The organism is Flavobacterium sp. 1, from assembly GCF_002797935.1.
GTDB lineage: Bacteria > Bacteroidota > Bacteroidia > Flavobacteriales > Flavobacteriaceae > Flavobacterium.
The window spans coordinates 4,891,600-4,910,817 of sequence record NZ_PGER01000001.1; the positions used below are offsets into that span (position 1 = coordinate 4,891,600).

At 32.5% G+C, this 19,218-nt stretch carries 9 protein-coding genes; 7 read left to right on the top strand and 2 right to left on the bottom strand.

Annotation, left to right across the window (positions count from 1 at the left end; translation table 11 throughout):
* Positions 1 to 29: 29 nt before the first annotated feature.
* Positions 30 to 3,857, bottom strand: a complete 3,828-nt coding sequence (gene porU, locus CLU83_RS19890; protein ID WP_100433211.1) for a type IX secretion system sortase PorU — start codon at positions 3,855 to 3,857, stop codon at positions 30 to 32.
* A 213-nt stretch (positions 3,858 to 4,070) separates the two neighbouring features.
* Between porU and gldJ the strand changes: the two genes are divergently transcribed.
* Together gldJ and murF are read left to right on the top strand one after the other, a co-directional pair.
* Positions 4,071 to 5,771 (top strand): gliding motility lipoprotein GldJ, encoded by a 1,701-nt coding sequence (gene gldJ, locus CLU83_RS19895; protein ID WP_100433212.1) that lies wholly within the window; start codon positions 4,071 to 4,073, stop codon positions 5,769 to 5,771.
* Between the two features lie 64 nt (positions 5,772 to 5,835).
* Entirely contained in the window at positions 5,836 to 7,119 is a 1,284-nt protein-coding gene (murF, locus tag CLU83_RS19900; protein ID WP_100433213.1) for a UDP-N-acetylmuramoyl-tripeptide--D-alanyl-D-alanine ligase, read from the top strand.
* Between the two features lie 37 nt (positions 7,120 to 7,156).
* On the opposite strand, the gene CLU83_RS19905 is transcribed toward murF, so the two are convergent.
* Positions 7,157 to 10,048 (bottom strand): triple tyrosine motif-containing protein, encoded by a 2,892-nt coding sequence (locus CLU83_RS19905; protein ID WP_100433214.1) that lies wholly within the window; start codon positions 10,046 to 10,048, stop codon positions 7,157 to 7,159.
* A 322-nt stretch (positions 10,049 to 10,370) separates the two neighbouring features.
* Between CLU83_RS19905 and CLU83_RS19910 the strand changes: the two genes are divergently transcribed.
* The 5 genes from CLU83_RS19910 (at position 10,371) to CLU83_RS19930 (ending at position 19,199) form a co-directional block, all read left to right on the top strand.
* A complete protein-coding gene (locus CLU83_RS19910) occupies positions 10,371 to 13,607 on the top strand; it encodes a TonB-dependent receptor (RefSeq protein WP_100433215.1) in 3,237 nt (1,078 codons plus the stop codon).
* Between the two features lie 17 nt (positions 13,608 to 13,624).
* Positions 13,625 to 15,334: a RagB/SusD family nutrient uptake outer membrane protein gene (locus CLU83_RS19915; RefSeq protein ID WP_100433216.1), complete on the top strand. Its 1,710-nt coding sequence runs from the start codon at positions 13,625 to 13,627 to the stop codon at positions 15,332 to 15,334.
* A 27-nt stretch (positions 15,335 to 15,361) separates the two neighbouring features.
* A complete protein-coding gene (locus CLU83_RS19920) occupies positions 15,362 to 16,147 on the top strand; it encodes a hypothetical protein (RefSeq protein ID WP_100433217.1) in 786 nt (261 codons plus the stop codon).
* Positions 16,148 to 16,366: 219 nt separating this feature from the next.
* A complete protein-coding gene (locus tag CLU83_RS19925) occupies positions 16,367 to 17,431 on the top strand; it encodes a family 16 glycosylhydrolase (protein WP_100433218.1) in 1,065 nt (354 codons plus the stop codon).
* A 328-nt stretch (positions 17,432 to 17,759) separates the two neighbouring features.
* Entirely contained in the window at positions 17,760 to 19,199 is a 1,440-nt protein-coding gene (locus CLU83_RS19930; RefSeq protein WP_100433219.1) for a glycoside hydrolase family 30 beta sandwich domain-containing protein, read from the top strand.
* The last annotated feature ends 19 nt before the right edge of the window (positions 19,200 to 19,218 follow it).

The following is a 19,218-nucleotide window of genomic DNA, read 5'->3' on the forward strand; positions in this document are numbered from 1 at the left end:
AATTAAATTGGCATAAATATACTATATTATTAGAGAATAACAAGTTTTTCAATCTTTTCGACTTTCTTATTAGATAAGGTTGCTTTTACCGTGAGTCTATAAACATAAACTCCTTTACCAATTCTATTTCCAAAATCATCTCGAGTGTCCCATGTTATTTCTCGCGATAAAAAACCGGATGTCGTAATAGTTTGATTTTTTGTCCAAACTATTTTTCCAGTAATTGTCAATACTTGAATTTGAACTTCTAATGGCTCATTTGGTTTATTATGTGTAAACCAAAACTCTGTATAATTTACACATGGATTTGGGTAATTTAATACATTTGTTACTGTTACTGTTTCATTGCCAACCACTAAAAATTGTATTTCAGAAGTTGTAGCATTATTATAAACATCCCAAACAGTAAATGTAATTGTATGAAGACCAATTTTTAAATTTCTCAACGGAAAATGTAAATTACCAGTAATATAGCTGTCCAGTTCTGTTTGATAATAGTCGTTCAATATAATAGGATTACTTACATCTCCATCTAATACAGCAACTATATCATGACCTATTCCTCCTGCTGTATTTATACCGCTTTCATCCTCCATATAGGCAATAAAAACGGGAGATTCATTGGTTATGCCTCCAGAAACAAAAGTTTCAGCATTCATATATAACTTCACTTTTGGGCTATTATTGTCTGCTACAGCATTTTCATTTATTCCGCCTACTTTTATAGTTGTATCATATCCGGTTACATCTTCCAATAATTGATTTTTTTGAGCATAAAAACTTATTTTTCCATTGTCCAAAGGAATACGGATATCTTTGGGCACTATAAAACTGCATTCAAATTGTCCATTAGATACGGATGCATTTCCTCTAAAAATAGCTTCACCTAATGCTGTGAAGTTTATTGCTGGGCTATATCCGTCATTATTTAAAGTTCTTTTTGTTATTTTTTTATCAAATAAGACCGCAGACAGAGAACCATTATAATTTGTAATTGGAATATTGTTTTCATCGGTTATTTCTCCTGATATTTTCATTTTAGCTAATGATTTAAAATCAGGGATTGATTGATTGACAGGGATATCGTTTACTTTTGTGAGTATTACTTTTGGTTTTGGAATAGCGAGAAATAATGCAGGATCTCCTATATATAGGACTACATTTGTTGCAGCATTTGGATTTTCATTTTTAGATATTCTTAAGGCTTCAGCAATAGAGACATATTGGTTTGAACCATAAGCGAAAAGATTTTTTGCAAAAACATCATTAAAATTCTCAGCACTATATTGCCCAATCTCTCTAATAGTAGAAATTAGAGAGATTGCACCTCCTTTTGAATTCCAATAAATATATTCTCCGGCAGTGGGTCTTGTAGGATTGTCAAAACGGGAAAACTCACAGGTTATGGTAATGAATAATGGATATTTGTATTGGTTGCTTAGACTTTGACTGTCGGCTTTGTCCCAAATCCGTTCACTTGATAAACCGTCTTCTCCCCCATGTCCTAAATAATTAAAAACTAATGCCCCTTTTTCAAATTCGTTAAAAAATTCGGATTTAGCTTTAGGATATCTTTCACCACCTGCAGTGGCTTCTTGTGTATAAGAATCTAAAAATATTTTGGATACATTCAAAAATGGTTTTTGAATTTCAATTTCGTCAGCTAAAGTATTTTGTCTTGACTGCAAAGTGGCATCTGTAGATTTATCAGAATCATCTGCAAGAGTTACATAATTATTTCTCCAAGAACCGTAAGCTTTTTTGTTGTAATATTCGATAATTTTGTTGACCATTTCATCGGCTTGAACGGTATTGTTAACTAACATTCGGCCAACGGCTATATCAGAACCTCCATAATTGTTTGTGATATTTCCTTCGGTATCGTCCATTAATCCATAAAAATCATCAGATGCAAAAGAAGCTTCTCCAATGGTGTTGCTAATTAAGGCTTCATAAATAGGGACGATGTTATTGTTATTAGCTATTCTGTTTTTATAATCGAAAGAGGCATCTCCAAAGAGATTTAGATATCGTACTTTTTTGTCGTTGGAAGAAGCATTATTGTAAATGTATTTAATACAGTTTCGGATTCCGGCAATATCTTGTTTTCCAGAAGCAAATTCTTGATAAATAGATTCTAAGGTAATAACTTTTACGTTTAAATTAGAATTTACCCGATGAAAACCTGCCAATTTTTCTGCCTGAATTCTTAATAATTCAGGGGTGATAATTATATAGTCAATGTCTTGAAATTGCCCTTGGGCATTTTTGAATACTGTTCCTTTTATATTTGTATTGGTTATTTTAGATTTACTTTCTTTTAGAGGAGTATAGTAATCATTTGGATCAATGGCAATGTATTTTTGAAGTTCTCCAAGATTTGCTTTAAATGAAAATGTATTTACGTTATTGTTTTCTGCTTTTGTCACATTATAAATGTCAGTTATATTCCAAACTTGAGAAATAGAAGATGCGTTTGTGAAATTATATGCAATCACGCCAAGACTTGAATTGGCTAAATCATATTGAAAATGGAATTGTTTTCCAAAACCCTGTAATTTACTTTTTGCTTTTAATTGGATAAAATCCAAAAAACCCTTAGAACCTGGAACGCCATTGTTATTATAGGTCAATTTGATCTTTATATTTGAAGTGCCTGTAAATGTTGTATTGGTCAGTCTATTATTGAAATATTGTATTTCTGAGCCTGTATTCAAAGAGGCAAATGAAACAGAGCCAACATCCTGTCCATTGGCAGCAACTTTAAAAGAAGTGGGTGTATAAGCTGCAGATGCTAAAAAAACATTTAAATTTACAGGAATTGAGGAATCAATATTTGGAAAATCAAACGAGAATTCCTGGGTGTCATTAATTTCAAATGATTCTCCAACCCATTGCCGGCCGAGTTGGGCAATATTTGTTTGATCTACTTCATGAAATTGGTAATCGTCATACGATGTAAGAGAAATAGTATTCGAAGCAGTTGGCTGTGGCATATCCAAAATTCTTTTTCCATCATCTCCCTGCACTGTTATGTAATAATAGGATTTTGTATCGTATAAATTAAGATAGGTTTGGCTTTCTTCGTTCCAATTTGAAGTTCCTTGTCCATAGAATAAAATATAATCCTCTGAATTGAAAACACCATCGCCTTCTCCTTGAATTTGAATAGCATTTTCGGTTAAATCGGTTGGGTAATAGTCGCTATTTGCCAAAGGAAGCATTTTGCCACCGTTGCCGTAAATTTTTATTTTTTTTGGATTAATTCCGTTTAAATTTAATCCCAGCTGCTGTAGAAAATCTTTTGAAATTTTATAAACTCCGGATTTTTCGATATAAAATCGATACCAATCTCCAGAACTCAAAACAGAATTGGTAATACTAGTACTGTTTTTAATTGAGGAGATTTTTTTTGTAGATCCATTATTAATGCTATAAGTGAAGGATTTTATTCTTTTATATCCTGAATTGTCTTTAATTATTGGAGAAATATTTAGAAAATTTTGAATTTTGTTTCTAGATTTTGTACTGTAAAGATTCGTTTTTATTGTGAGTGGAATAATTGCGGGATTTAAATTTCCAATGAAAGACGCTGCTATTGACTCATAAATTACATTACTAATTTGAATGCTTTTTGCGTCTAAATCAGTATTGTTATTTAGATCTAAATTATAATAAAGCACTTGATTAAAACTGTCATAAAAGTAGCTATTTCCTTTAAAAACTGGCACTTGCGATTTGTTGTGAGTAGGTGATGTAGTACTATTTTCTATCCAGTCTATAACAACATCATCTTTAATTTGAGAAAATGTTATTATGGGGAGAAGTAAGGTGAAGTAAAAGACTAGATTTCTCATGGAAACTGATAACGATTTGTGGTGTAAATATTTGATAAAAGTAAATAAAAAATTTTAAAAGTCTTTTTCCTTGTTTTGTGTAATAAAAAATATATTTTTGCGTTTTAATTATGTCTAAAAAATCGTTAAAAATTAAATTAAAAAGGGTTTTGCAGTTTAATTTTAATTATTACATTGCACTACCTAAATTTTAATAATTACCTACCAGAAACTATGAGAGTAAATAAGACTATTCCGTTAAAAATAATGCTGTCCCTTGCATTAATATTAGGATTAGCTAGTTGTAGCAAAAAAACTAAATCCGACAGTGCATCAAGAGGTACGGGTTGGAACGTAAGCAGTTCTAAAGGAGGCTTTGCTAAAGGAACAGCTGGTAAACCACAAGAAACTGGTCCAGGATTGGTGTTTGTCGAAGGCGGAACTTTTACAAAAGGACTAGTTCAAGACGATGTGATGCATGATTGGAATAATGTGCCAAGTCAGCAGCATGTTATGTCTTTTTATATGGACGAGACAGAGGTGACCAACTTAATGTATCTTGAATATCTTGAGTGGTTGAAAAAAGTGTATCCTCCAACAGAAGAAAATTATAAAAATATTTATGAAGGAGCTTCACCGGACACACTTGTTTGGAGAAATAGATTGGGATATAATGAAACAATGACCAATAACTATTTGAGACATCCTGCTTATGCTAATTATCCTGTTGTAGGAGTAAATTGGGTTCAAGCGGTTGAATTTAGCAAATGGAGAACAGATCGTGTAAACGAAGCTGTACTTGAAAAAAATGGTTATTTAAAGAAAAACGCCAAAACATTAGATGTTTCAGCTGAAAGCAATTTTAATACTGAAACTTATTTGGCTTCTCCAACATCAACTTATGGAGGAAATGAAGAAATTCTTTTGAAAGGGAGAGGAGCTTCTAAAAAAGCACCAAAACCAGACAAGGATGGAAAGGTTGTTGAAGAGAAAAATGTTTATGCGCAAAGATCTTCAGGAATTATATTGCCAGAATACAGACTGCCAACTGAAGCCGAGTGGGAATACGCAGCAGCAGCTGATGTAGGACAAAGAGAATATAATATCTATAAAGGCCAAAAGAAATATCCTTGGTCTGGAAGCTATACACGTTCAGGAAAAAGATCTAATAAAGGTTTCCAATTAGCCAATTTCAAACAAGGTAATGGTGATTACGGCGGAATCGCAGGTTGGTCTGATGATGGAGCAGATATTACAAATGAGGTTAAAAAATATCCAGCAAATGACTTTGGTCTATACGATATGGCTGGTAACGTGGCAGAATGGGTTGCTGATGTTTACAGACCTATAGTTGACGTTGAAACTAATGACTTCAATTATTTCAGAGGAAATGTTTATACCAAAAATAAAATTGGTAAAGATGGAAAAATTGAAATTATCACGAATAAAGACATTGTTTATGATACTTTAAGCAATGGTAAATTGGTTCCTAAGTTTTTACCAGGCGAAATAGCACAAGTGCCAGTTGATGATAATGAAACTTATTTGAGACAAAATTTCAGTACTAGTGATAATATCAATTACAGAGATGGTGATAAGCAGTCTAGTAAATATTATAAGTTTGCTAGTACAGATGCTGATGCTGGAAAAAAATCTGACAAAGAGATTATGTATAATTCACCTAAACAAAATGTAAGAATCGACAGTTTAGGAAATATGGAAAGAAAATACGATAAGTCTACTAAGAGAACAACTTTGATAAATGATGCAGTTCGTGTGTATAAAGGAGGATCTTGGAGGGACAGAGCTTATTGGTTGGATCCAGCACAAAGACGATTCTTTCCTCAAGATATGGCAACAGATTACATCGGATTTAGATGTGCTATGTCTAGAGTGGGGTCTAAATCAAATACCAAAAGAACACCAAGAAATTAATTTTTTTAGATAATACCAATAAAAAGCCCTTTCATAGGGCTTTTATTTTTTAAACTATATTTATATGGATATTAATTACATTCATAATTTGTTTTTGAAATGCAGTTCAGTTTCAATTGACACTCGTAAAATCGGTGTAAATTCCTTTTTTGTTGCTATAAAAGGAGATAATTTTGATGCAAATACTTTTGCTAAGGAAGCTTTGGATAAAGGAGCTTCATATGTATTGATTGATAACAAAGACTATTTTATTGACGAAAGAACTATTTTGGTTGAAAATTGTCTAACGGCTTTGCAGGAATTATCCAAGTTTCATAGAAATTATTTGAAACTGCCTATAATTGCTCTTACTGGCAGCAATGGAAAAACGACTACAAAGGAATTAATAAACGTTGTTCTCTCTAAGAAATTTGTAACTAAGGCTACAGTTGGAAACTTAAATAATCATATTGGAGTGCCGTTAACATTATTATCTTTTAACGAACAAACTGAGATTGGGATTGTGGAAATGGGAGCCAATCATAAGAAGGAAATAGAGTTTCTTTGTGAAATTGCGCAGCCTGACTATGGTTATATTACTAATTTTGGGAAAGCACATCTTGAAGGATTTGGAGGATTTGAAGGTGTTATCCAAGGGAAAAGTGAAATGTATCAGTATCTTTCAAAAAACAATAAATTGGCATTTGTGAATTTTGATGATCCTATTCAAGTCGAAAAAATAAAAGATTTAAAATCGTATTCTTTTGGAGTAAACAGAAAGAATGTAGATATAAATATTAATCATATTGAAGCGAATCCTTTTGTGGTTGTTTCTTATTCTCAAAATCAAATTTTTTCTCATCTAATTGGCTTGTATAACGCAAATAATATAAATGCTGCAATTGCAATAGGTAATTATTTTGGTGTTCAAAATGACGCTATTAAAGAAGCTCTTGAAAGTTATATTCCTGAAAATAACAGGTCGCAATTAATTACTAAGGGAACAAATAAAATCATTTTGGATGCTTACAATGCCAATCCCAGCAGTATGAAAGTGGCTATTGAAAACTTTCTGCTCCTAGATAAAACTAACAAAACTCTTTTCTTGGGAGATATGTTTGAATTGGGAAGTGAAAGCTTGGCAGAACATAAAGGAGTGTTAGATTTGTTAATAAATCAAGATGGTATTGACTGTTTTTTTATTGGTAAAGATTTTTACAAGAATAAAATAACAAAGCCAAATTTTTTCTTTTTTGAAAATTTCGAAAACTTTTCTGAAGCTATTAAAAGTAAAAAATTTGACAATAATATGATTCTTATCAAAGGGTCTAGAGGAATGGCTTTGGAACGTGTTTTAGAGCTAATTTAATAATGAAGCCAGCAAAATTTATTGCTGGCTTTTTATTTTAAATACTCATTAAAAACCCTATTAGATTTTCTTTTTTATTTAATCCTAGTTTTTTTCTAAGCCTGTATCTTGCTAATTCTACTCCTCCAATAGAAATGTTCATTATCTCTGTAATTTCTTTTGTAGACATATTCATTAATAAATAAGTTGATAAATCTAATTCTCTTGGTGATATCGTTGGGTATTTCTCTTTAAGTCTTTTTAGGAAATCGAAATGGACATTTTTGATGTGCTTTTCTAAATCTTTCCAACTTTTGTCATTATTAACTTCTTTTATGATGCTTTTGTTTAATCTAGTAACCTGAAATTTAGTAGGTTCATCTAAAACCTTAATGTCAATTTCTTTTACTTTTTGTAAGATTCCATTTAAAACTTTATTTTTCTTTACTACTTGCAGAGAGTTTGTGACTAATTCTTTGTCTTTAGCAAGAATTTGAATCTGCAGGTTGTCATTTTTTAATTTCTCAATTTCTTTTTCTAATTCATGCTGTTCTTGACGTATTTTAGATTCTTTTTCTAGATACAGCCTTCGTTGTTCAATGGTTTCGTAATATTTGTTTTTTCTGATTTTTAGTTTTATCCTATTGTACACGATGTAAACTGCTATTATAACTAGTATGAAATAACTCAAATAGGCTAAAGAATGTCGATACCATGGTGGAGAAATTGTAAAATATAGTTTAGCTGGTTCAGATTCAACTCCATAATTGTTTTTGACTTTAACTTTCATAATATAGTCGCCTTCTCTTAAATTGGTGTATTCCTTCATTGAACTGGAAGTCCAGTTTGTCCAATTTTCTTCAAAAGGTTCTAATTTATAGGAATAGGTTGTGTTTTGAGAATTTTCATAAATAGGCGACGAAAATGTAAATTTTACTTGATTTGAGCTGTAGGATAAATTATGATTTTCATTACTATTAGATAGATTTCCTGTTATAATTGTATCTTGAAGCGAGCTAAAACTATCTATATAAACTTTTGGTTTTGTGATGAAATTGTTTGGAATAGTAGAATCATAATGTGCTAAGCCTTCTGTGAGCCCGATAAAAACATTATTTGGATTTACAGAGTTAATAGATATGTAATCGGTAACTAAATTACCTGATAAATTAGTGAAAGGAGCTTCTTTTTTGATGTAATTGCCATTTTTATTTTTTTCAAGCACACCTAATGTTGTATTATAACGATACCATAAGTTCCCAAGTCTATCTTCTATTATTCTATTTAATGGTAGAGTATTTTTAAATAATGATGATATTTTTCTGTCCTCAAAAAAAATTTCCTGTTCTTTAGAATATCTGTAAAAATGGTTCTTTGTTTGAAAATATATTTTACCGTCTAGTTTTTGAATGCTTTCAATTCCTTTATATTTTTCACTAATTTTTGTGTGAATTGTAATTTTTTCAAATTTTTTTAAATCATCGGATAATTTCATTTGATATAAAATGGAACTTTTTTTAACCCAAATAAAATTATCATCTATAAATGTTTCTAACATATTTGCTGCTTCATCAAAACCTGCTACAGAATTTTCAAATTCGAGTATATTGTTCTTTTTTTTGAATATTGAAAAGCCGTTGTAATTTTCTCCAATAATATAATCTGGGTGATTTGGAATGCTCAAGAAACCAAAATAGCCCTGATGGTTAAGCACCTTCGCGATTTTATTGTTTTCAATTAACAATGCTCCGTTATTACTAGCACAAAGTAATTGTCCGTTAATCAATTGAATGTTCCATGCTTGTGAGATTGTGCCTTCAACTCTATTAAATGGTTTGTCAAAATGTATTTCATCATATTTTTGATAAAAAAGACCTTGATTTGTTGCGACATATAATGTGTTTTTGTAAACCAAAGAAGCATAAACGGTACCCATGTTATAGCTATAATCAAAATAAGTGAAGGGAGAATTTTCAGTTACAAAAGCAATTCCATTATCTAAACCTAACCAGAGATTATTTTTTTTGTCTACAAATGATTTTAAGACAGTATTGTTTTGGATACCTTTTTGTCTATTTAAATGTTGAATTATTTTTCCATTTAAGTCAGAAATTATAATTCCATTCAGAACTGTATTGAATACAATGAATTTATTTTTAATCATGCATCCACCTAAGGATGAGTTTTTCTGAAGGTAATTATTGGCTTCGGTTTGCCATGGACGTATTGAATTATTGTCATATACAAATAGTCCGTTTTCTAAAGTGGCTATTATCAATTTGCCGTTTGGAAGAGGAAATATAGTCCATATTTCTGAATTATTTAATGCGGTAGTTCCTTTTAACGGTGTGAATTTCTCGTTTGAGTAATATAATAAACCTAATTTTTTATCTTGAAAATAAAGTTTGTTATTTACTAAAAATGAAAACTGAAAATTGTTTTTACATTCATAGTAACGTAATTTATTTTTTTTTAAAAAAAATACTTTTGTAAAGGATTGAAAAATCACTTCATCTTGGTAACAGTGAATTTTCCATATCAGATTAATGTTTTTCGTAATTTTTTTATTTTTTATAAAGTTCTGGGACAGTGAGTGATAAACTAGATTTCCCTTTTGATTATTTAAAAAATATCCAAATTCATTACTTCCGCCCACATATATTCTGCCTGAAGCATCAATTTTTAAACTTTGTAAAACGGTGTTGGGCATCGAATATTTATGCCAGCTTGTTCCGTCAAATTTTAATAGTCCACTATTGTTGGCAAAATATAGATTTCCGTTTTTGTCTTGGTCGATATCCCAATTTTGAGTTCCTCCTTTATATTCGTTTCTCTTGTAATTTTTAATATCCGGAATTCCTAGTTCTTTGACTTGTGAATAACTCGCTTGAACGAGTGAAATGATCAAGATTAGAGATATCGTAAAGATTATTGATTTCGTAAATTTCATCTAATTTTTTAATTATTCTGTATATACTCAGGTTTTATAGGGCTATTGAAGATATTTAGACACCTTAATTTTCTTTAAAAATATTGGATTTTAGTATTTTATGTAAATGTAGGTTTATTTTTTTAATTAACATATTAATAACAATTGATTTGTATTTGTAAAATATTGATTTAAAGTTATTTAAAATAAAAACGATGTGTTTTTGTAATATTTAAATTTTGTATTTGATGTGTTTTTGTCATGTTTATTTTTTATTAATTTCATTTTTTTTAACTTATTATTGCATCAAATTACTAATTAATTAACCAAAATTTTTAGAAAAATGAAATTAACAAAATTACTTATTTTTTGTGTTTCAGCTTTGTTTTTCTCAGTAGTCCTGCAAGCCCAGGACGTAGCCATTACTGGAAAAGTAAATGATGAAAAAGGGATGCCAATCCCAGGAGCAACTATTTTAATTAAGGGGTCGACAACTGCTACTTCCTCGGATTTTGATGGAAAATTTGAAATTAAGGCTCCTTCCAATGGTGTCTTGGTAATCAGTTTTGTGGGCTATTCAACATTAAATGTGCAAATAAGCGGGAGAACGCAAATAACAGCACTATTAAATCCGGAATCGCAAAACTTGAACGAGGTTGTTGTAGTTGGATACGGAACCCAAAAGAAGATGTTAACTACTGGTGCAAGTCTTAGCCTGAAAGGAAAAGATATTGCCGCATTGAAAACAGGTTCAGCTATGGAAGCGCTTCAAGGGATTGCTCCAGGGGTTAGTGTTACACGAAACAGCGGTGCTCCGGGCGCAGGAACAAAGGTTACGATCCGTGGATTAGGAACGGTAGGAAATTCTAATCCATTGTATATTGTTGATGGTGTGTCTGTAGATAATATTGATTATTTAAGCCCATCAGATATTGGTTCTATTTCTGTATTAAAAGATGCGGCTTCTGCGGCTATTTATGGTTCTAGAGCAGCTAATGGTGTTGTTTTGGTTACTACTGTAAAAGGAGTTAAAGACCGTCCAGCGAAGATTAGCTACGATTATTTCTTTGGTATTCAAAACATATACAAAAATTTGGATCCATTGAACGCTCAGGAATATATGTATATTATGGATGAAGGAATGGTTAATGATGGTTTAGCGCCAAAAGACTGGCATGGTATAATTACCAATAATTCTTGGCTAAATACTAATTATCCGGGAACAGGCGGACAGCCAGGAACAGGTACACAATACGGTGAAGAAATTTGGAATAAGCTTCAAAATGGTTGGGAAGGAACCAATTGGATTAATGAAATGACTAAGAAAGATGCTCCTGTGGTAAGCCATGCTTTAAATATTACAGGCGGAAGTCAGGATGTTACCTATTCTATGGGTATTTCTTATTATGATCAAGACGGTGTTTTGGGTGGAAACATTATTGATGCTGGGTATAAAAGGTTAACAGCAAGGATGAATACTGATATCATTTTGAAGAAAAACAGCAGTCATAATATTATTACTGTGGGAGAAAATTTTACTTATACTAATACACAAAATAGAGCTGTAGCAACTGGAAATATTTATTACAATGATTTGCACAATGGACTAGTGCAAAATCCTTTAATGCCAGCTTATTGGCAAACATCGATAGACAAGAATATCAGTGAATTTGGTTTCTCTCCAACTTTGGATGGATTGTCTACAGGTCAAACTAATCCTTTGGCTGTTATGTATTATCGTAATAATTACAACTATGGTAAAGGAAATAGTATTACTGGAAATGTGTATGCAGAAATTGAACCTCTTAAAGATTTGAAATTTAAATCAGTTTTTGGTATTACATCTTGGTTTGGACATAGCAGATCAATGAATCCAACTTATCATCTGGGAGTGTTATACAATGATAATGTTGATGGTGCTTCACAAGGAGAATACATGGGCGCAAGCACGACTTGGACTAATACACTTACCTACAATAAGAGCATAGGTGACCATAATATTACAGGTTTAATCGGGACTGAATTAATTAGAGATGATTTAAATGATCAAGTAGGCGGTTCTAGAAATGGGTTGCTTTTTCCAGGTGATCCAAAATATGCTTACATCAACAATACAAAAAGTGCAGCAACGATAGGGGATATTAGCAACTATGGTGCTGATTATGCCGCGGGAGGCGGTGCTACACAGTCTTTTATGGCAAGAGTACAATATGATTATAAAGAGAAATATTTATTATCAGCTATTTTGCGTGCTGATGGTTCATCTAATTTCGGAGATAATTATAGATGGGGTTATTTTCCATCGGTTTCTGCTGGATGGGTATTAACTAAAGAGGATTTTATGTCTGGTACTTCAGGATTTTTAGATTTTGCCAAACTAAGAGCGAGTTGGGGACAAAATGGAAACCAAAGAATACCTAACTTCATTTACTCCTCTCAAATAGCGTATGCATTTCCAGGTTATTTCTTTGGAGATACCAAACCAGTATCTGGAACTACATCATATCCTCAAAAAGTTGTTAATCCAAATGTTAAATGGGAAGCTTCAGAGCAATTGGATTTTGGATTAGATGCACAGCTTTTTAATTCAAAATTGGGATTAACTTTGGATTGGTATAACAAAACGACCAAGGATTGGTTGGTTGAGGCCCCTATTTTGGGTACTTTTGGTGCAGGACCGCCATATATTAATGGAGGAGAAATTGAAAATAAAGGATTTGAAATTTCGGTTAGCTGGAATGATAAAATAGGTGATTTTAAATACGGTATAACTCTTAGCGGAGCTCAAAATAAAAATACAGTTACCTACATAGCTAATACTGACGGAATAATTCATGGACCAAGTAATGTGTTATCACAAGGAACATCAGAAGTTTCGAGAGTGCAAGTGGGACAGCCTATTGGTTATTTTTATGGTTTTAAAACTGCAGGAATTTTGCAAAATCAAGACGAAGTTGATGCTTATGCAGGTCCTGATGGAAAACCTTACTTTAATGATCAGCGTCCTGGAGATGTTCGATTTGTCGATTTAAATAATGATGGAGTTATTGATGAAAAAGATAAAACGTATCTAGGTAAACCAAATCCTGATTTTGAATTAGGTTTGCAGTTGAATTTTGAATACAAAGGAGTATATTTAAATTCAACATTAGCTGGAAAATTTGGTATGCAGGTAATGCAATCTTATAGATCATTTGCAGATAATCCTGCTCAAAATTACACATCGGATATTTTTGATCGCTGGCATGGTGAAGGAACTTCAAATACAATGCCTAGATTGAGTTCAGTATCTAACAGAAATACTAATTTTGTTTCGGATATTTATATGCATGATGCTGATTATTTGAGAATTAACAACTTGACAATTGGTTATAATTTTAATGAAATATTGTCTAATGTTAAATTTATTTCTAATCTAAAAATGTATATGGCTGTTAATAACCTTTACACTTTTACTAATTATAAAGGAATGGATCCAGAGGTTCGTTTTGGACATGATGCAGGCTGGGCTTCTGGAATTGACCTTGGTTTATACCCACAGGCAAGAACAGTAATGTTTGGAATGAGTGTTGACTTTTAATTAAAAAAACTTTGAAAATGAAAAAATTAAAATATTTTATAGCTGTTTCAATAATTTTTGTTGCAACTAGCTGTACGGATTACTTGGATACAGAAAATATTTATGGAAAAAGCTTAGAAACTTATTATAAGACTCCAACCGATATTACTGAAGCAATGTCTGGTGTTTATAATGCTATCTATACCAATAGTCCTAATAGTGAAGAGTCTATTGCGGCTAATCTAATGGATAATATGATGCTAGGCGGAGGAGGACCTGATGATAAGGCGGCTAAATGGACTGATGCTTTTGAAGATCCTACAGAGGATACTTATCGTGATATGTGGGTTCAATCTTATAATGGTATAGCAAGAGCCAATGCGATTATTGAAAATACTGCCACGGCTGATTTTTCTAAATATTTCGCCAGTAAAGCAGAAGCAGAAGAGTTTAAACAAAATGCAATTGGAGAAGCTACCTTTATGAGAGCCTTTTTCTATTTCCGATTGGCTAAGTTTTTTGGAGGTGTTCCTTTGATTGTAAAGGTAAGTGACCCTAAAGATGTTGCGAGAGCTACTTATACAGAAACATTTGCACAAATTGCGACTGACTTAAAAACAGCTATAACGATGTTACCAGCAAAGCCTTTTCCCAGCATTCCTACAGCTGATTATGGGCATGCCAATAAATGGGTTGCTGAGGCTTATATGGCACGTGTTTATTTAATGTACACTGGTTATATGACCAATATTGAAAAAAAGGCTACAAATGATTTACCAACAGTAGGCGGTGCAAGTTTGACCGCTGCCGATGTTGCTGGTTACTTAAACGATTGTATGAGTAAAAGCGGTTATGCTTTAGCTTCAGATTTCAGAAATATTTGGCCTTATTCTAATGTAAATAAGAGTGCAGGAACAAATGTATTACCATGGGCCGCTGCAAATAACTTAGCTTGGATAGGTCAAGATGGTTCTCACCCAACTTTTGGCACAGGAAATTATGAAACTATGTTTGTACAACGATTTTCATTTGGGGATTGGGGCTGGACAAATGGTCAATCATATACTAATAGATACGCTTTATTTACCTCACTGCGTGGCAATTCTTTAAGACCTTTTGGAGAAGGATGGGGATGGTGTACGGTAAACCCAAAAATATTTAATGATTGGGCTGATACTGATCCAAGAAAATTAGGTTCTATACTACAAGTAGGAAAAGCAGAGCAAGGTACTGATGGATATGCCTCAGATAAAGGAGATCATGAAACAGGTTTATTTAACAAAAAGTATACTTCTTTGCAGCATTTCGTTCCAGGCACAACTACTGTTAAAGGAATGTTTGTCCAAATGTATGCTTGGTCTAATGCAGATATGCAGTTAATGCATGCTCAGGATTTTATTTTCATGCGCTATGCTGATGTATTACTTATGCACTCTGAAATTACGGGTACTGCAACTGGTTTAAATGCAGTAAGAGCAAGAGCAGGATTAGGAGCCGTTGGTTATTCTCTAGCAGCTTTGAAAGAAGAACGTTTACACGAACTTGCTTTTGAAGGTTTGCACTGGTTTGATTTAGTGCGTTGGGGAGATGTTGATACAGCTTTTAGTGGCTCTTTTCCAGTAAGAAATTCTGGCAGTAATGGAACTTATACGTTAAAGTATAGACCTGAGACTAAAGGATTGGCGCCAATTCCAGAAACAGAAGTAAGATTGTCAAGTGGAGTTTATAATCAAAATCCGGGGTGGTAAAATTGATAACGATAAATAATTATAACTATGAAAATTAATAAAATAACATATCTCATTATTGCTTCGTTAATGCTAGTTTTTTCAGCTTGCGAACCAATTGTAGAGGAAGAACATTTAGAAAATTCGACAAATGTTGAGGGAGTTAAATTAGTAGCAACCCAAAGTACAACAGGCGGTAATGAAATTACTATTGAAATGGTAACTCCTGGTATTACAGGGTATTGGGATTATAATTTAGGAAAAGCTCTAACCAATAAAATAAAGTTTATTTATCCTATTCCGGGAAAAGCAACATTTACTTATACGGGTACTTTAGGAGCAGAGTTTTTTACCAAAACAATAAATGTTCAGGTAGATAAACTGGATCACGCACTGGATCAGGATTGGTATGACTTGGTTAGTACAAACACAGCAACTGGTAAAACCTGGGTTTTTGACAATACTGGCAGCGGTTCATTGTGGTGGTTTATGTCGCCTCCAGGCAGTGCAGATGGGGCCATGTCTGTTTGGTGGAATGCAGGTGATTGTTGTGGTCCTAGTGATGCAAATGGAAAAATGCATTTTGATTTAGCTGGCGCAGCAAATTATACTCACTATGAAACTAAAACGGGGACAGGTGTTAAAGGTAGTTTTGTCTTGGACGTAGCGAATAAAAAACTGATTGTTAAAGGTACAACTATGTTAGGATCCGCTGCGGGGAATAAAGATGGTGTATATACTATTGTAACGCTTACTACAGATAAAATGGTTCTCTATTTAAGTAATAGTGAAACCTACGGTACTGGCTGGACATTTGTATTCAGACCAGAATAATCTGAATTAGTTTATTTTCGAAAAAGGAAGATAAAAAAAGCTTCCTTTTTCGATTTTAAAATTTTTAAAATACAGCTATTATTATATGATGATTTAAAAAAATGGATAACTGCTTTTTTGTTCTCAAATTATATTTTTAAATATAAGCCATAAGACTTTAAAGTTTTTTAAATCTTATTGTCATATTAAAATCTAAATCTTGATTCCTTACTTTTTACAATGAAAAAAAATATTACAATAATATTGATGGTGTTAAATTGCTTGGTCTGTCTTTCCTGCAGTAAAAACTCAGATGATTCAACAGATTTAGTAAGCATTACAGGACCAGCAAATTTAAATGTTACTGCAGCTATAGCAGGAATTACAACTGAAAAGCCAAATGGAGATGGAAGCGGAAATGTGAATTTTACCATAAATGCAACTAATGCCACATCTTATAAAATTGATTTTGGGAATGGTGAAATAAAAACAGTGAAAGAGGGCAGCTTCAATTATAGTTATTCAAATCCTGGAACACAAACGTATACTATTCGCGCATTTGCTTATAATCTAAATAAAGAAATTAGTACTATCATTCCAGTGACTCTATTTGTTGCATCAAAAACTATTTGGTCTGATGAATTCAATGTTGACGGTGCACCAAATAGTACTTATTGGGGGTACGATTTAGGAGCAGGTGGCTGGGGCAATAATGAAGAGGAGTATTATACCAATAGGCCAGAAAATATAATAATTAAAGATGGCGTTTTGAAAATTAAGACAATTAAAGAAAATTATCAAGGCAGCAAGTATACGTCTGCTAGGATTTTAACAAAAGATAAATTTTCATTCAAATACGGAAAAATTGAATTTAAAGCTAAACTTCCTATAGGTGGGGGAACTTGGCCGGCACTTTGGACGTTGGGAAATAATATAAGTACAGCTGGCTGGCCTGCATGTGGAGAAATGGATGTAATGGAACATGTTTATAATCAATTGAATAAAATTCATGGGACATTCCATTATCCTGGGCACTCAGGAGGCAGTGGCACTACAGCATCTAAAATCATTGCAAATGCTACCACTGAATTTCATATTTATTCGATGGATTGGAGAGCAGATTCGATTAAAATATATGTAGATAATGAAAAAATTATAGAATTTCCCAATACGAATGCTACACCATTCAATCAGGACTTTTTTATAATTATTAATTGTGCAATTGGCGGCAATTTTGGCGGAGCAATTGCACCTGATTTTACTTCTTCAACTTTTGAAATTGATTATGTAAGGGTTTATAATTAATGTTTAGTTAAGTTAAGTTAGTAGTTTGTGTTTGTTCTTCAGTAAAGGTTTTTATTTGGTTAGTTAATGAAAACCTTTGCGAAGAATGAAACAATCAGTATTAAAACAAAAAAGCAGTTTGTTATTGCAGTTCTAAATTTTTATTTCCTAATTTATTTATAGAGAGCGTTTTGAAGCTCGCATAATAATAGCATTTTAAGTATTTAAAATGGCTAATGGGGAATTATTTCTGTATACAAACGTAATAAGTGAAGAAATTTTATTTGAGCAATAAATGAAAATGTTTGAGATTTTTGAGATTTAAATTTTAAAAAACAGCATAAGAAAAATGAAAAAAAATAGTTTAAAAATTTTCTGTCTCCTGTTAGCGTTTAATTGTTTTTCGCAACAAAATAAAACTAGTATTGGTAAAACAATTCAAGTATTTACAACTGCAGAAAATTCAAATAATCGTTTATCTTCTTCTGCAAATATAGTTTTTGAAGCCAAATCTCAGCCAGTTGAAACAGAAATTTCTGTAGTGGTGGAACCTAATATTAAATTTCAAAAATTTATGGGTATAGGCGGAGCTATTACTGATGCAAGCGCTGAAGTTTTTGCGCAGTTATCCAAAGAGAAACAGCAGGAAATTTTAAACGCTTATTATACCTCGGATAAAGGAATTGGCTATACATTATTGAGAACAAGCATTCACAGTTCTGATTTTGGAAGCGGAAGTTATACCTATATCAAAGAAGGAGACAAAGATTTAAAAACATTTTCCATAGGACCGGATCGAAAGTACCGCATTCCAATGATAAAAAGAGCTATCACAACGGCTGGAGGAAAATTACTTACTTATGTAGCTCCTTGGAGTCCGCCAGCTTTTATGAAAAGCACAAACAATATGCTTAAAGGAGGAGTGTTATTGCCCGAATATGACCAAGTATGGGCAAATTATTATGCCAAGTTTATCAAGGCCTATGAAAAAGAGGGCATTCCTATTTGGGGAACTTCAACCCAAAATGAGCCACTAGCAACGCAGACATGGGAATCCTGTTTGTATACTGCAGAGGCTGAAAGAGACTTTATAAAAAATTATTTAGGCCCAACATTAAAAAAAGAAGGGTTGGGAGATAAAAAAATTATTGCTTGGGATCACAATCGTGATTTAATGTTTCAAAGAGCCAATGTAATTTATTCAGATCCTGAAGCTTCAAAATATGTTTGGGGAATGGGTTTTCATTGGTATGAAACTTGGACTGGTGCTGAACAAAATCTTAATAACGTTGCTAAAGTTCACGAAGCTTATCCAGATAAAAAAATAATGTTTACCGAAGGATGCATTGAAAAATTTGATGCTGCAAAATACCAATTTTGGCCAAATGCAGAACGCTATGGAATTGCCATGATTAACGATTTTAATAATGGCGCAACAGCTTGGACGGATTGGAATATCTTATTAGACCAGCACGGCGGACCCAATCATGTTGGTAACTTTTGTTTTGCCCCAATACATGCAGACACAAGTACAGGAGAATTAATATACACTCCTTCATACTATTACATTGGCCATTTTTCAAAGTTCATAAAACCAAATGCCCAAAGAGTAAGTTCGGCAGTAAGCAGAACAACTTTGTCTAGCACTTCATTCATTAATACAGACGGGAAAGTAGTAACAGTTGTCATGAATGCAACTGATGCTGCTATTGATTATAGTTTATATGTGCATAATTCAAATGCTAAATTGCAGATTCCTGCACATGGAATTCAAACATTGGTATATTAATCGAATAAAAATAGAAGGT

Bases quoted from the DNA above. Each gene is read 5' to 3' on its own strand.
- CLU83_RS19915 (WP_100433216.1), top strand. From the start codon at position 13,625: ATGAAAAAATTAAAATATTTTATAGCTGTTTCAATAATTTTTGTTGCA.
- CLU83_RS19905 (WP_100433214.1), bottom strand. From the start codon at position 10,048: ATGAAATTTACGAAATCAATAATCTTTACGATATCTCTAATCTTGATC.
- CLU83_RS19930 (WP_100433219.1), top strand. From the start codon at position 17,760: ATGAAAAAAAATAGTTTAAAAATTTTCTGTCTCCTGTTAGCGTTTAAT.
- gldJ (WP_100433212.1), top strand. From the start codon at position 4,071: ATGAGAGTAAATAAGACTATTCCGTTAAAAATAATGCTGTCCCTTGCA.
- murF (WP_100433213.1), top strand. From the start codon at position 5,836: ATGGATATTAATTACATTCATAATTTGTTTTTGAAATGCAGTTCAGTT.
- CLU83_RS19925 (WP_100433218.1), top strand. From the start codon at position 16,367: ATGAAAAAAAATATTACAATAATATTGATGGTGTTAAATTGCTTGGTC.
- porU (WP_100433211.1), bottom strand. From the start codon at position 3,857: ATGAGAAATCTAGTCTTTTACTTCACCTTACTTCTCCCCATAATAACA.
- CLU83_RS19920 (WP_100433217.1), top strand. From the start codon at position 15,362: ATGAAAATTAATAAAATAACATATCTCATTATTGCTTCGTTAATGCTA.
- CLU83_RS19910 (WP_100433215.1), top strand. From the start codon at position 10,371: ATGAAATTAACAAAATTACTTATTTTTTGTGTTTCAGCTTTGTTTTTC.